The organism is Shimia fortis, assembly GCF_040225985.1.
GTDB lineage: Bacteria > Pseudomonadota > Alphaproteobacteria > Rhodobacterales > Rhodobacteraceae > Shimia.
In genome coordinates this window covers 602,723-616,126 of record NZ_JBBPEU010000002.1, presented here as the reverse complement: position 1 = coordinate 616,126, position 13,404 = coordinate 602,723, and the positions used below count along the sequence as shown (strand labels likewise).

The window sequence follows — 13,404 nt, the reverse complement described above, 5'->3', positions numbered from 1 at the left end:
CGTTGTGCATTGGAGGGCGTTGCCTACGGTCTGATGGCGAAGGACCACTCAGAACCGCGTTCCCTGTCCCGGCATAGTCTAGTGTTTTGGACAGGTTTCGGGCGCCGGTTACACCAAACCCTGCCATAAGAAAACCTTTACCGCACCGAAAGGGACGAAACGTTACCGTGTCGCACCTTGAAAGCCTGCCTTTTCGGCAAGCATTTTCTCGATATGCCACCAGAAGAAGTCTTCGCCCGGATAGCCCTCGAGGCGGGCGATCTCTTGTCCGTCCTCGATCAGGATAAAGGTCGGCGTGAAGTTCACACGCCGGGCATATGTCAGATCATCGGGTTTCGCGCGCAGGTTTTCGCGCCGCAAAGGGGCGAACTGGCCTGCTTCGGTCTTTGGATAGATGGGTCCGATCTCTTCGTTCCAAAGCTTGCAGGTGTAGCACCCGGCCTGTTCCACGATCACCAGTTCGGCTGCCCAGGCGGGCAGGGTGGTGAAAACAGTGACGGCCAGTGCCGACAAGAAAGAGCGCGCTTGCATGCAGCCCCCCGTTGATGACAGTATGACGCACAACGTAATATGAATATGTGCATAAATCAAGGAAGGGCGCTGATGCTCGAGATTTCCTTTGCAGGAGCCGCCTTGGCTGGGCTGCTTTCTTTTCTCACACCATGCATCCTTCCCATGGTGCCGTTCTACTTATGCTACATGGCCGGAATTTCCATGTCTGAATTGCATGGGGATGGCGATATTGCCCCTGGGGCACAGAAACGTCTTGTTTTGTCGGCGGTTTTCTTTGCCCTCGGGGTGACGACCATCTTTGTACTGCTGGGGATGGGGGCCACCGCGTTGGGGCAGGCCTTTGCCCAGTTCCGTGATCCGTTGTCCTATGTCGCGGCGGGGTTGCTGGCGCTGTTCGGCCTTCATTTCCTTGGCGTTCTGAAAATTCCGCTGCTGTATCGCGAAGCCAAGATCGAGAGCACGGCCGAACCGACCACGGTGCTGGGCGCCTACCTGATGGGGCTGGCCTTTGGTTTTGGCTGGACGCCCTGTGTCGGCCCGGCGCTGGCGTCGATCCTGATGGTGGCCAGCGGCATGGGCGATATCTGGCGCGGGGCGCTTTTGCTGCTGGTTTACGGGCTGGGCATGACGGCACCCTTCATCATTGCCGCCCTGTTTGCCAAGCCGTTCCTGCGCTGGATGCAGCGCAACCGCAAATACATGCCGTATGTCGAAAAGGTGATGGGTGTGATGCTGCTGGTCTTTGCGTTCCTGATCGCTACGGACAGCGTGAACCGCATTGCCGATCTGATGCTACGCTATGCGCCCGGGCTGAGCGGTCTGGGCTAGGATGGGAACACACAGGGAGGAAAGACCAATGAGAAAAATTATTGCGACACTTGCCGCCGCGATGGTGGCCCTGCCGGTCTGGGCGGCGGAACTTGGGGATGATGGGCTGCATAAGACCGCATGGTTCCGCGATACCTTCAAGGACCTGCAAGAGGATTACGAGGACGCCAAATCCGAAGGCAAGCGGCTGTTGATCATCGTCGAACAGCGCGGCTGCATTTACTGCAAGGACATGCACGAGCGCGCCTTTCTGGACCCGCGTGTTCAGAAACACCTGACCGAGACCTATTACCCCGTGCAGCTTGACCTGCATGGCGCAAACGAGATGGTCGACACCGATGGCGAGGCCATGGAAGAGCGCGCGGCGGCCCGCAAATGGGGGGTGATGTTCACCCCGACCATGATCTTCATGCCGCCCGAGGTCGATTTCGACACCCCGGCCATCCGTCAGGCTGTGGGGGTGATGCCGGGTGCGTTCATGCCGGGCACGACCTATGACCTGATGACGTGGATCGCGGAAGAACGGTATCTTGACCAGTCTGAAGAAGACTTTCAGCGTTATCACGCCCGCATGATTCGCGAGCGGTCGGACGGAAAAACCGATTAAGTGATTCGAGTAAGGCGGCTTGAACAATTGTTGCGCAGGGCTTTTCCTTTGGAAAATAAGTGAAAAGCCCTGCGGCCTGCGGCAAAACATACTCAATCATTCATGTTAATGAATTTGATGTTGCGTTCTGCCCCTGCGGTAGCCTACGGTATACCGAGCTTACCCAGGAAGAGATGGTAGCCAAGGGAGGAAACATGAAGCTTTCGACACTGACACTGGCGGCAACACTGGCTGCCGGCGCTGCAATCGCCGGGCCCGTCGCGCCTGCGGACGTGGTATATACCGAAGATGGCGCCGTTGAGGCGTCGCTGTCCGGTGCACCGGGGGACGCGGCCAACGGCGCCAAGGTCATGACGACCAAATCGCTTGGCAACTGCGTCGCCTGTCACCAGATCACTGCCCTCAGCGAAGCCCCGTTCCACGGCAATGTCGGCCCGTCGCTTGACGGCGTCGCGGATCGCTGGAACGAAGCCGAGCTGCGTGGTATCCTGTCCAACGCCAAGGCCACTTACGAGGGCACCGTCATGCCGGCCTATTATGTCGTGGACGGGTTCACCCGCCCGGGCAACGCCTATACCGGCAAAGCCGCAGAAGGTCCGTTGGATCCGCTTCTGAGCGCACAACAAATCGAAGACGTGGTCGCTTTCCTGTCTACTCTGAAAGAAGAGTAACAGGGGCGCGCAAGTAAATTATCAAGGAGAACAGAGATGGACTTCACGAGACGTGAAACTCTGGCACTCGGGGCAGGGGCAGCGGCGCTGACCGTACTTCCCTTCCGCGTGCTGGCTGCCGCCGACGAGGCGATCGCAGCATTTACCGGTGGTGCCGACATGGCCGAGGGCGGCATCGAGCTGACCGCACCGGAAATCGCCGAAAACGGCAACACCGTTCCGATTGGTGTCTCGGCACCCGGCGCCGTGTCGATCCTGCTGCTGGCAGCGGGTAACCCGACCCCCGGTGTGGCACAGTTCAACTTTGGTGAACTGGCCGCCACCCAAGCCGCATCGACCCGTATCCGCCTGGCTGGTACGCAAGATGTCGTTGCCATCGCCAAAATGGCAGATGGTTCCTTCGCAAAAGCATCGTCGACCGTCAAAGTGACCATCGGCGGCTGCGGCGGCTAATCAGAGGAGAACAGAAACATGGCATCTGGTGTAAAACCCCGCGTCAAGGTCCCGAAAACAGCTGCTGCTGGTGAGGCCATCGTCATCAAGACCCTGATTTCGCACAAAATGGAATCCGGTCAGCGCAAGGACAAAGAGGGCAACCTCATCCCGCGTTCGATCATCAACCGCTTCACTTGTGAATTCAACGGCGCCTCTGTTGTTGACGTCACCCTGGAGCCGGCGATCTCGACCAACCCCTATATCGAATTCGAGGCCACCGTGCCCGAAGCCGGTGAGTTCAAGTTCACCTGGTACGATGACGACGGGTCGGTCTACGACACTGCCAAGAAAGTCGCAATCGGCTGATAGGCCGGTGCACCCACCAAAAAATCTGCCTTGTCCCTGTCGCGGGGGCAAGGTGGTTACAAGGGAGGAAACGCGATGAAATTCAAGGCAATGACTGCGATTGCCGCACTGGCGATCTCGGCCCCGATGTTCGCAATGGCCGATGCGGATGACGATGTTCTGATCGTTAACGGCGAGATCGAAATGGTCACCAAAGCACCGGCACCCGAGCATCTTTCTGATGCGCTCGACGAAGTCATCTCGGGCTGGCACATGCGTTCGGACGAAACCCAGATCATGCAGGCCGACGATTTCGACAACCCGGCCATGATCTTTGTAGAACAGGCCATGGACGACTGGACCACCGAGATGGGCACCAAGGGCAAATCCTGCCAGAGCTGCCACGGCGATGTCGAGGAAAGCATGGTTGGTGTGCGCGCTGTCTATCCCAAGTGGAACGACAGCAAGGAAAAAGTCTATACCATGGAAATGCAGATCAACGACTGCCTGACCGATGGCATGGGCGCCGAGCCGTGGAAGAAATCCGGTGCGCAAATGGCGCGCATGGAAGCTCTGATCTCGGTTCCTTCGCGCGGTATGCCGGTCAACGTGGCCATTGATGGCCCTGCACAAGCGACCTGGGAACTGGGTAAAGAGCTTTACTATACCCGCACCGGTCAGCTGGATCTGAGCTGTGCGTCCTGCCACGAAGAAAACTATGGCAACAACATCCGGTCGGACCATCTTAGCCAAGGCCACATCAATGGCTTCCCGGTCTACCGACTGAAAAACGCCAAGCTGACGACCGCGCATGGTCGCTTCAAAGGCTGTGTGCGTGACACTCGCGCCGAAACCTACAAACCGGGTTCGGACGAGTTCATCGCGCTGGAACTTTATGTCGCTTCGCGCGGCAACGGTCTGTCGGTCGAAGCACCGTCCGTCCGCAACTAACCTGACAAGGCCCGCTTCGGTTTACCGGGGCGGGCTTTTATATGATTAAATAAATTCACACATGCGAATATAAAGTGTGTGTGAAAAACATGTTAGAAAGGCGTCTCGTCTATGATCTCTCGTCGCGATTTCCTCCAGGTCTCCATGGCTGCATCGGCCATGGTTGGCGCTTCGGGTTTCGGCAACTGGGCCCGTCTGGCCGCTCAGCAATCGCTGACCCAGGATGACCTGCTGCAATTCGACACCTACGGCAATGTCTCGTTGATCCACATCACCGACATTCACGCGCAGCTCAAGCCGATCTATTTCCGCGAGCCTGAGATCAACCTGGGCGTAGGCGACGCCTATGGCCAAGTGCCCCACATCACCGGCGCCGATTTCCGCAAGCTGTACGGCATCGCCGATGGCAGCCCGTCTGCCTATGCGCTGACCTATAACGACTTTACGTCGCTGGCCAAAACCTATGGCCGCGTCGGGGGGATGGACCGTGTCGCCACAGTGATCGACGCAATCCGCGCCGACCGCCCGGATGCGCTGCTGCTGGATGGCGGCGACACCTGGCACGGCTCTTACACCTGCTATCACACAGAAGGGCAGGACGTGGTCAACGTCATGAACGCGCTGAAACCCGACGCCATGACCTTTCACTGGGAATTCACGCTGGGCACCGACCGCATCAACGAGTTGGTCGAGAACCTGCCGTTTGCGGCGCTGGGCCAGAACATCTTTGACGCCGAGTGGGACGAACCCGCCGAGCTGTTCAAGCCGTACAAATTCTTCGAGCGTGGTGGCGTGAACGTCGCCGTGATCGGGCAGGCCTTCCCCTATATGCCGATTGCGAACCCGCGCTGGATGTTCCCCGAGTACTCCTTCGGCATCCGTGACGAGAACATGCAGGCCATGGTCGATGAAGTCCGCAGCATGGGGGCGGAATGCGTTGTCGTGTTGTCGCATAACGGCTTCGACGTGGACAAGAAAATGGCCGGCCGCGTCAGGGGCATCGACGTGATCCTGTCGGGTCACACCCATGACGCGCTGCCCGAGCCGGTTCTGGTGGGTGAAACCATCGTGGTCGCCTCGGGCTCGAACGGCAAGTTCGTCAGCCGCGTCGATCTGGACATCCGCGACGGCAAGATGATGGGCTTCCGTCACAAGCTTATCCCGATCTTCTCGGACGTGATTGCGCCCAAGGCGGAAATCACCCAACTGATCGACGAGCAGCGCGCGCCTTATAAGGACAAGCTGGAAGAAGTGATCGGCCAGACCGACAGCCTGCTCTATCGTCGCGGCAACTTTAACGGCACTTGGGACGACCTGATCTGTCAGGCCCTGATCGAAGAGCGCGAAGCCGACATTTCGATGTCGCCGGGCGTGCGTTGGGGTCCGTCGATCCTGCCGGGTCAGAACATCACTCGCGAGGATATCTGGAACGTGACGTCGATGACCTATGGTCAGGCGTACCGCACTGAAATGACGGGTGAATTCATCCATGTCATCCTCGAAGACGTGGGCGATAACCTGTTCAACACCGACCCCTATTACCAGCAGGGCGGCGACATGGTCCGCATTGGCGGCATGGGCTATCGCATCGACGTTTCGAAGCCGCAGGGCGAACGCATCAGCGACATGACCCTGCTCAAAACGGGCGAAGCCATCGACCCGGCCAAAACCTACATGGTCGCGGGCTGGGCGTCGGTCAACGAAGGCACCGAAGGGCCGCAGATCTGGGATGTGGTCGAAGACTATATCCGCCGCAAGGGTACGGTTTCGGTGGAACCCCATGAGAATGTGAAAGTCGACGGCGCATAAGCCAGAGGCCTGAAGTTAAACGGAATTCCGGCTGGCGGGCGCCAGCCGGGCAAGAGGATCAAGAGGAGGCATAGCCAGATGACAATGAGCTTCAACGGCAAACCCTCGCGCCGCGCGTTCCTGAAGGGCGCAGTTGCGGCCGGAGGCACGGTTGCCGGCGCCAGCGTAGCCAAAGCAGCGGGAGACCCGCTGATCACCGAAGTCCAGGAATGGGCGTCTGCAACCGGAGAGGGCGTTGATGCGACCCCCTATGGTCTGCCGATCGAATTTGAATCGGATGTGGTGCGTCGCAACGTGGAATGGCTGACCGCCGACACGATTTCGTCGATCAACTTTACGCCGATCCACGCGCTGGATGGTACGATCACCCCGCAGGGCTGTGCGTTTGAACGCCATCACTCGGGCGCGATCGAACTGCGCAAGGAAGACTATCGCCTGATGATCAATGGTCTGGTCGACACCCCGCTGGTGTTCACCTACGAAGATCTCGAGCGGTTCCCGCGTGAAAACCACGTGTATTTCTGCGAATGCGCGGCGAACACGGGTATGGAATGGGCCGGTGCGCAGCTGAACGGCGCCCAGTTCACCCATGGCATGATCCACAACATGGAATACTCGGGCGTCAGCCTGCGCACCCTGCTGGAAGAGGCAGGTCTGGACGCGGCGGGCGACCTCAAGGACAAGTGGGTCTATGTCGAAGGCGCGGATGCGTCCTCGAACGGCCGTTCGATCCCGATGGAAAAGGCGCTGGACGATGTTCTGGTGGCGTTCAAGGCCAACGGCGAAGCTCTGCGCAAAGAGCACGGCTATCCTGTGCGCCTTGTGGTTCCGGGTTGGGAAGGCAACATGTGGGTCAAGTGGCTGCGTCGCATCGAAGTGACCAACCAAGCCATTGAATCGCGTGAGGAAACCTCGAAGTACACTGACACGCTGGAAGATGGCACATCGCGCAAGTGGACGTGGGTCATGGACGCCAAATCGGTCGTCACCTCGCCCAGCCCGCAGTCGCCGATCAAGCACGGCCCCGGCCCGCTGGTCGTGACTGGTCTGGCATGGTCCGGTCGGGGGTCGATCACCGGTGTCGACGTGTCGCTGGATGGCGGGATCACCTGGCAAGAGGCCCGTCTGGGCGCGCCGGGCACGGACAAGGCGCTGACGCGCTTCTACCTGGACATCAACTGGAACGGTGAAGAGATGTTCCTGCAGTCACGTGCGCGCGACTCGAGCGGATATGTCCAGCCGACCAAGGCGGAACTGCGTGAAGTGCGCGGTCTGAATTCGATCTATCACAACAACTGCATCCAGACCTGGTGGGTCAAGGCAAACGGGGAGGCAGAAAATGTCGAAGTTTCTTAATCTTATCGCGGGCACCGCGCTGGCTTCGACCCTGATCGCAGCCCCAGCCCTGGCCGAAAAATACGGTCTCGGCCGTCCGGCCACCCCCGACGAGGTCGCGGCCTGGGATTTGGACGTGGCGCCGGATGGCACGGGTCTGCCCGTGGGGTCGGGTGACGTGTTTACCGGCGAAGAAGTCTTTGCCGAACACTGTGCCATCTGCCACGGCGACTTTGCCGAAGGTGTCGACAACTGGCCGAAACTGGCCGGTGGCATGGACACGCTGGACCACGAAGACCCGCTCAAGACCGTGGGCTCTTACTGGCCTTACCTGTCGACCACTTGGGACTATGTGAACCGCTCGATGCCGTTTGGCGCGGCTCAAACCCTGTCGCCGGATGATGTCTATGCAATCGTAGCGTATATCCTGTACTCGAACGATCTTGTGGATGACGAATTCGTCTTGTCGAACGAGAACTTTCTAGAAGTGGAACTGCCGAACGCGGGCGGGTTCATCATTGATGACCGCGACACCGCCGAAGCGCATTTCTGGAAGGCCGAGCCCTGCATGTCCAACTGTAAGGACAAGGTGGAAATCACCATGCGCGCCGCGGTTCTGGATGTGACACCGGAAGAGGAAGGGGCCGAGGAAGCCGCCGCGCCTGCAGAAGAAGCAGCCGCACCGGTTGAAGAGGCAGCCGCCCCCGCCGAGGAAGCGCCGGTTGAAGAAACCGTCGTCGCCATGGTCATCGACGAAGAGCTGGCCAAGAAAGGCGAAAAGGTCTTTAAGAAGTGCAAGGCCTGCCACCAGGTAGGTGATGGCGCCCAGAACAAGACCGGTCCGGTCCTCAATGGGATCGTCGGCGCATCGGTGGGTGCCGTCGAAGGTTTCAAATATTCCAAGGCCATGAAAGAGCTGGGTGAAACCGGCGCAACCTGGACACCGGAAGAAATGGCAGCCTTCCTGACCAAGCCCAAGGCATATTTGAAGAAAACCAAGATGTCCTTTGCCGGTCTGAAAAAGGAAAAAGACATCGCCGCCGTCACCGAATACCTGAAAACCTTTCAGAATTAAGTGACCGTGGTCGCGAAGAAATAATTGCCGGAGGCGGCCCTGAAAAGGGTCGCCTTTTGTGCAAACTATCATAGGATTGCATTGTCGCGCAGCGGGGGGGAGTTTTGCTGTGCGCACTCGGGAGGAGTGATATGTCGAAACCCAATAGCCTTGTCATGCCCCTCGTGGGTGCGGTGGGTCTGGTCTTGGGCGTGACTTATGGCTGGACAGCACGGGACTATCGCGATGGCGAATTCGAAGCCCTGACCGCCAAGGTGGCCCAGCTACAGGAAAACAGTGACCTTGCCGAAGCGCAGGTTGACGAGATCCGCACGCTTGGCGAGGAAAAGACCGCCGAGATTGCCGCCTTGCAGGACAAGATTGCCGCGTTAGAGGCGGAACTGGCAGCGAAACCCGAGGTCGAGGTCGCCGCAGCGGCACCTGAAACTGCACCCGCACCCGAAAATGCTGGTGGGGCCTTGATTGCCTCGAACGAGGCGTTTGGCGATGCCAAGAAGGGTGCGCAAGTGTTCAAGAAATGTCAGGCCTGTCACCAGGTCGGACAGGGCGCCGAAGACCGTGTAGGCCCGCATCTGAACGGGATTTTCGGGCGGCGCGCGGGTCTGCATGACGGGTTCCGCTATTCGCAAGACATGGCCATGATGGGCAATGACGGCCTGACATGGACGCTGGAAACGCTGAACGCCTATCTGGAAAACCCCAAGGCGCTGGTGTCGCGCACACGAATGAACTTTGCCGGTCTGAAAGACCCGCAGGACCGCGCGGACATTCTGGCCTATTTGCGGATCTTCTCGGACAACCCGCAGAACATCCCCGAAGCCGCGCCCACGGCGACCCCGGAAGTGGTGTTGTCGCAGGCCGTGTTGAATATCGAGGGCGATCCCGATTACGGCGAATACCTGTCTTCGGAATGTACCACCTGTCACCAGACCGACGGTGGCGACGATGGCATTCCGTCCATCACGTCATGGCCGCAAGAGGATTTTGTGATCGCCATGCATGCCTATAAATCGAAACTGCGTCCCCATCCGGTGATGCAGATGATGGCGGGCCGCCTCTCGGATGAGGAGATCGCGGCACTTGCAGCATATTTTGAAGGATTGGAGTGAGGGCTCTTATCTTGGATCAAGGGAGGAAGATCTATGAAATTGAATAGACGAGGCTTTATCGGGGCAGGGGCCGCAGTCGCGGCATCGCTGTCGGCACCGATGGTCATGGGCGCGGGCAAACCGCGTGTGGTCGTCATCGGTGGCGGGGCCGGCGGGGCCACCGCTGCGCGCTATATCGCCAACGGGTCGAAAGGCGCAATTGATGTGACCTTGGTCGAGCCGAGCCGCACCTATTATACCTGTTTCTTCTCGAACCTTTACATCGGTGGCTTCCGCGACATCCAGAGCCTCGCGCACAGCTATGGCGGGTTGGCGACGCAGGGTGTGAACGTGGTGCATGACTGGGCCATCGGGATTGATCGCGACGCCAAGACCGTATCGCTGGCAGGCGGCGCAACGCTGCCCTATGACAAGCTGGTCCTGTCGCCAGGTATTGATTTCGTGGATGGTGCCGTGTCCGGCTGGGATGTCAGCGCACAGAACAAGATGCCCCACGCCTATAAGGCGGGCTCGCAGACCGAACTGCTTAAGGCGCAGATCGAATCCATGCCCGAAGGCGGCACCTTTGCCATGGTTGCCCCACCGAACCCCTATCGCTGCCCTCCCGGACCCTATGAGCGTGTCTCGATGGTGGCGCACCTGCTCAAGGAAAAGAACCCGACGGCCAAGATCATCGTGGCAGATCCCAAGCCGAAATTCTCTAAGATGGCGCTGTTCCAGGAAGGCTGGGCCACCCATTATGACGGCATGATCGACTGGATCGGCCCGGAATTCGGGGGCGGCAATGTCGAGGTGAATGCCGACGAGATGACCGTGACCATCGACGGCGAAGTCACCAAGGTCGACGCCTGTAACGTGATCCCCGCCATGAAAGCGGGCAAGATCTGTGAAATGGCAGGCATCACCGAAGGTAACTGGGCGCCGGTTTCGGGCCACACCATGGAGTCGCGGATCGATCCGGACATCCACGTGCTGGGCGACGCCACCAACCAGGGCGATATGCCCAAGTCGGGCTTCTCGGCGAACAGTCAGGCCAAGGTTGCCGCCATGGCGATCCGTGGCGCGCTGACCGGATCCAAAGTGTTCCCGGCCAAGTTCTCGAACACCTGCTGGTCGCTGATCGACACCAATGACGGCATCAAGGTGGGCGCGACCTATCAGGCCACGGACGAGAAGATCGCCAAGGTGGATGGGTTCATCTCGCAAACCGGGGAAGGCGCGGACCTGCGCAAAGCGACTTATGAAGAGTCGATCGGTTGGTATGCGGGCATCACCAGCGACATGTTCGGCTGAACCCGTCCGGGATTGACACCCAGCCCCTGAGTTTGGGGCCGCCTTTCGGGGCGGCCCTTTTTTGTCGGTGAAGTCGGAGCAACGCCCGGCCCCTGCAGAATTGGGGGCGCTGCCCCCAAACCCCCGAGGTACTTTTCCCAAGAAAAAGACAGGGCGTGTGGTCGCTGGCGGGCGCTGGTCACCCGAAATTTACCGCCTGCCCTTGCAGCCCCCACGGGGCGGCACTAAGACTCTTGATGTGGGCCGTGGACCCGCACCGACGCGAACAACAGGCAGGCGGATATGAAAGACCCTTTCGAGACATATATGAACACTCTGGTTCCCATGGTGGTCGAACAGACCAGCCGAGGCGAACGCGCATACGACATTTTCTCGCGCCTTCTGAAAGAGCGCATCATTTTCCTGAACGGCCCGGTACATGACGGCATGTCGAGCCTGATCGTGGCGCAGCTTCTGCACCTCGAGGCCGAGAACCCGTCGAAAGAAATTTCGATGTATATCAACAGCCCCGGCGGGGTGGTGACCTCGGGTCTGTCGATCTATGACACGATGCAATATATCCGGCCCAAGGTATCGACCCTTGTGATCGGTCAGGCGGCGTCGATGGGATCGTTGTTGCTGACCGCGGGCGAGGCCGGGATGCGGTTCTCGCTGCCCAACAGCCGCGTCATGGTGCACCAGCCTTCGGGTGGGTATCAGGGGCAGGCGACGGATATAATGATCCACGCCGAAGAGACCCTGAAGCTCAAAAAGCGGTTGAACGAGATTTATGTCAAGCACACCGGCCGGACCTATGAAGAGGTCGAGAGCGGTCTTGAACGCGACAATTTCATGTCGCCGGAAGAGGCCAAGGACTGGGGCCTGATCGACGAGATCGTGGAAGCCCGCAGCAAGCCGGACGCGGACGAGAGCTAAGACATGAGGCGCTCCGGGGCATCCGCAACGGGGCGTTTTTCGACATTGTACTCGGATTGTGGCTGGCCTAAGCTGAGTCGCGAACGGGGCTTTGACGGACATTTTTCCCCCGAAAACGCATTCGGGGCCTGAAAGGTAGGATATGGCGAGCAATTCTGGCGACAGCAAAAACACCCTTTACTGCAGCTTCTGTGGCAAAAGCCAGCACGAGGTGCGGAAACTGATTGCTGGCCCGACCGTGTTCATTTGCGACGAATGTGTCGAACTGTGCATGGATATCATCCGGGAAGAGACCAAGGCATCGGGGCTGAAAGCTTCGGAAGGGGTGCCGACGCCGCAGGAAATCTGCAACGTGCTGGACGATTACGTGATCGGACAGGCTGTGGCTAAGCGCGTGCTGTCGGTGGCGGTGCACAACCACTACAAACGCCTGAACCATGCCCAGAAAGCCGGCGATATCGAGTTGGCGAAATCCAACATCCTGCTGATCGGGCCGACCGGCTGTGGCAAGACCCTGCTGGCGCAGACGCTGGCGCGCATCCTGGATGTGCCCTTTACCATGGCCGATGCCACCACGCTGACCGAGGCGGGGTATGTGGGCGAAGATGTTGAGAACATCATTCTCAAGCTGTTGCAGGCGTCGGAATACAATGTCGAACGCGCGCAGCGTGGCATCGTCTATATCGACGAGGTCGACAAGATCACCCGCAAGTCCGAGAATCCCTCGATCACCCGCGACGTGTCGGGCGAGGGCGTGCAGCAGGCGTTGCTGAAACTTATGGAAGGCACCGTGGCATCGGTGCCGCCGCAGGGCGGGCGGAAGCATCCCCAGCAGGAATTCCTGCAGGTGGACACCACGAATATCCTGTTCATTTGTGGCGGGGCCTTTGCCGGTCTGGATCGCATCATCGCGCAACGTGGCAAGGGCTCGGCAATGGGCTTTGGCGCGGATGTACGCGACAATGATGACCGTGGTGTCGGCGAGATCTTCAAGGATCTGGAGCCTGAAGACCTGTTGAAGTTCGGGCTGATCCCGGAATTCGTGGGTCGACTGCCGGTTCTGGCGACGCTCGAGGATCTGGACGAGGACGCGCTGGTGACGATCCTGACCCAGCCGAAGAACGCTTTGGTCAAGCAATACCAGCGTCTGTTCGAACTGGAGGACACCAAGCTGACCTTCACCGACGATGCGCTGAGTGCCATTGCGAAACGCGCTATCGAACGCAAGACCGGTGCGCGTGGCTTGCGCTCGATCTTGGAAGACATTTTGCTGGACACGATGTTCGAGTTGCCGGGGCTGGACAGTGTCACCGAAGTTGTCGTGAACGAAGAGGCCGTGACATCGGAAGCGAACCCGCTGATGATCCACGGCGAAGCCGAGGCCGAGCCGGCCAATGTCGGCTAGGGGCATCCCTGTTTCGTGATTTTGGCAAGCCTGCGGCCCCGGTCGCAGGTTTTCTTTTTGGGGCGCGTCGGCAGGAAATGCTCCTGCGCGCGGATGCCGCCATTGCGCCACTG

The 13,404-nt window shown here is 59.3% G+C and carries 14 protein-coding genes; 13 read left to right on the top strand and 1 reads right to left on the bottom strand.

Going from position 1 to position 13,404, the window contains the following annotated elements; all coding sequences use genetic code 11:
- Positions 1-162: 162 nt before the first annotated feature.
- The gene (locus tag WNE31_RS06295; RefSeq protein WP_349978850.1) at positions 163-531 is read right to left on the bottom strand and encodes a hypothetical protein; all 369 of its coding nucleotides are present in this window, start codon (positions 529-531) and stop codon (positions 163-165) included.
- A 72-nt stretch (positions 532-603) separates the two neighbouring features.
- Here WNE31_RS06295 and WNE31_RS06290 point away from each other — a divergent pair, with 72 nt between their 5' ends.
- The 13 genes from WNE31_RS06290 to clpX all read left to right on the top strand — a co-directional run bounded on the left by WNE31_RS06290 (position 604) and on the right by clpX (position 13,291).
- Positions 604-1,341, top strand: a complete 738-nt coding sequence (locus WNE31_RS06290) for a cytochrome c biogenesis CcdA family protein (protein WP_349978849.1) — start codon at positions 604-606, stop codon at positions 1,339-1,341.
- Between the two features lie 28 nt (positions 1,342-1,369).
- Positions 1,370-1,948, top strand: a complete 579-nt coding sequence (locus tag WNE31_RS06285; protein ID WP_349978848.1) for a thioredoxin family protein — start codon at positions 1,370-1,372, stop codon at positions 1,946-1,948.
- Between the two features lie 194 nt (positions 1,949-2,142).
- Entirely contained in the window at positions 2,143-2,619 is a 477-nt protein-coding gene (gene soxX, locus WNE31_RS06280; protein ID WP_349978847.1) for a sulfur oxidation c-type cytochrome SoxX, read from the top strand.
- Positions 2,620-2,655: 36 nt separating this feature from the next.
- Positions 2,656-3,072: a thiosulfate oxidation carrier protein SoxY gene (soxY, locus tag WNE31_RS06275; protein WP_349978846.1), complete on the top strand. Its 417-nt coding sequence runs from the start codon at positions 2,656-2,658 to the stop codon at positions 3,070-3,072.
- A gap of 18 nt (positions 3,073-3,090) precedes the next feature.
- Positions 3,091-3,420, top strand: a complete 330-nt coding sequence (gene soxZ, locus WNE31_RS06270) for a thiosulfate oxidation carrier complex protein SoxZ (RefSeq protein WP_349978845.1) — start codon at positions 3,091-3,093, stop codon at positions 3,418-3,420.
- Positions 3,421-3,495: 75 nt separating this feature from the next.
- The gene (gene soxA / locus WNE31_RS06265; RefSeq protein ID WP_349978844.1) at positions 3,496-4,350 is read left to right on the top strand and encodes a sulfur oxidation c-type cytochrome SoxA; all 855 of its coding nucleotides are present in this window, start codon (positions 3,496-3,498) and stop codon (positions 4,348-4,350) included.
- Between the two features lie 111 nt (positions 4,351-4,461).
- Complete coding sequence (gene soxB, locus WNE31_RS06260; RefSeq protein WP_349978843.1) at positions 4,462-6,159, top strand: thiosulfohydrolase SoxB; 1,698 nt, start codon at positions 4,462-4,464, stop codon at positions 6,157-6,159.
- Positions 6,160-6,237: 78 nt separating this feature from the next.
- On the top strand, positions 6,238-7,515 hold the full coding sequence (gene soxC, locus WNE31_RS06255; RefSeq protein ID WP_349978842.1) for a sulfite dehydrogenase: 1,278 nt from the start codon (positions 6,238-6,240) through the stop codon (positions 7,513-7,515).
- Positions 7,499-8,569 carry a c-type cytochrome gene (locus tag WNE31_RS06250; protein ID WP_349978841.1) on the top strand — a complete coding sequence of 357 codons (1,071 nt, stop codon included), beginning with the start codon at positions 7,499-7,501 and terminating at the stop codon, positions 8,567-8,569. Before soxC ends, WNE31_RS06250 begins: the two co-directional genes overlap by 17 nt.
- Before the next feature lie 458 nt (positions 8,570-9,027).
- The gene (locus WNE31_RS06245; RefSeq protein ID WP_349978916.1) at positions 9,028-9,678 is read left to right on the top strand and encodes a c-type cytochrome; all 651 of its coding nucleotides are present in this window, start codon (positions 9,028-9,030) and stop codon (positions 9,676-9,678) included.
- Positions 9,679-9,711: 33 nt separating this feature from the next.
- Positions 9,712-10,971, top strand: coding sequence for an NAD(P)/FAD-dependent oxidoreductase (locus WNE31_RS06240; RefSeq protein WP_349978840.1), 1,260 nt, complete (start codon positions 9,712-9,714; stop codon positions 10,969-10,971).
- Positions 10,972-11,253: 282 nt separating this feature from the next.
- Positions 11,254-11,886 (top strand): ATP-dependent Clp protease proteolytic subunit, encoded by a 633-nt coding sequence (locus WNE31_RS06235; protein WP_349978839.1) that lies wholly within the window; start codon positions 11,254-11,256, stop codon positions 11,884-11,886.
- Positions 11,887-12,028: 142 nt separating this feature from the next.
- The gene (gene clpX, locus WNE31_RS06230; protein WP_349978838.1) at positions 12,029-13,291 is read left to right on the top strand and encodes an ATP-dependent Clp protease ATP-binding subunit ClpX; all 1,263 of its coding nucleotides are present in this window, start codon (positions 12,029-12,031) and stop codon (positions 13,289-13,291) included.
- The last annotated feature ends 113 nt before the right edge of the window (positions 13,292-13,404 follow it).

What these genes read in the sequence shown, in the direction of transcription:
- WNE31_RS06295 (WP_349978850.1), bottom strand. Translation starts at nt 531, where the DNA reads ATGCAAGCGCGCTCTTTCTTGTCGGCACTGGCCGTCACTGTTTTCACC.
- WNE31_RS06290 (WP_349978849.1), top strand. Translation starts at nt 604, where the DNA reads ATGCTCGAGATTTCCTTTGCAGGAGCCGCCTTGGCTGGGCTGCTTTCT.
- WNE31_RS06285 (WP_349978848.1), top strand. Translation starts at nt 1,370, where the DNA reads ATGAGAAAAATTATTGCGACACTTGCCGCCGCGATGGTGGCCCTGCCG.
- soxX (WP_349978847.1), top strand. Translation starts at nt 2,143, where the DNA reads ATGAAGCTTTCGACACTGACACTGGCGGCAACACTGGCTGCCGGCGCT.
- soxY (WP_349978846.1), top strand. Translation starts at nt 2,656, where the DNA reads ATGGACTTCACGAGACGTGAAACTCTGGCACTCGGGGCAGGGGCAGCG.
- soxZ (WP_349978845.1), top strand. Translation starts at nt 3,091, where the DNA reads ATGGCATCTGGTGTAAAACCCCGCGTCAAGGTCCCGAAAACAGCTGCT.
- soxA (WP_349978844.1), top strand. Translation starts at nt 3,496, where the DNA reads ATGAAATTCAAGGCAATGACTGCGATTGCCGCACTGGCGATCTCGGCC.
- soxB (WP_349978843.1), top strand. Translation starts at nt 4,462, where the DNA reads ATGATCTCTCGTCGCGATTTCCTCCAGGTCTCCATGGCTGCATCGGCC.
- soxC (WP_349978842.1), top strand. Translation starts at nt 6,238, where the DNA reads ATGACAATGAGCTTCAACGGCAAACCCTCGCGCCGCGCGTTCCTGAAG.
- WNE31_RS06250 (WP_349978841.1), top strand. Translation starts at nt 7,499, where the DNA reads ATGTCGAAGTTTCTTAATCTTATCGCGGGCACCGCGCTGGCTTCGACC.
- WNE31_RS06240 (WP_349978840.1), top strand. Translation starts at nt 9,712, where the DNA reads ATGAAATTGAATAGACGAGGCTTTATCGGGGCAGGGGCCGCAGTCGCG.
- WNE31_RS06235 (WP_349978839.1), top strand. Translation starts at nt 11,254, where the DNA reads ATGAAAGACCCTTTCGAGACATATATGAACACTCTGGTTCCCATGGTG.
- clpX (WP_349978838.1), top strand. Translation starts at nt 12,029, where the DNA reads ATGGCGAGCAATTCTGGCGACAGCAAAAACACCCTTTACTGCAGCTTC.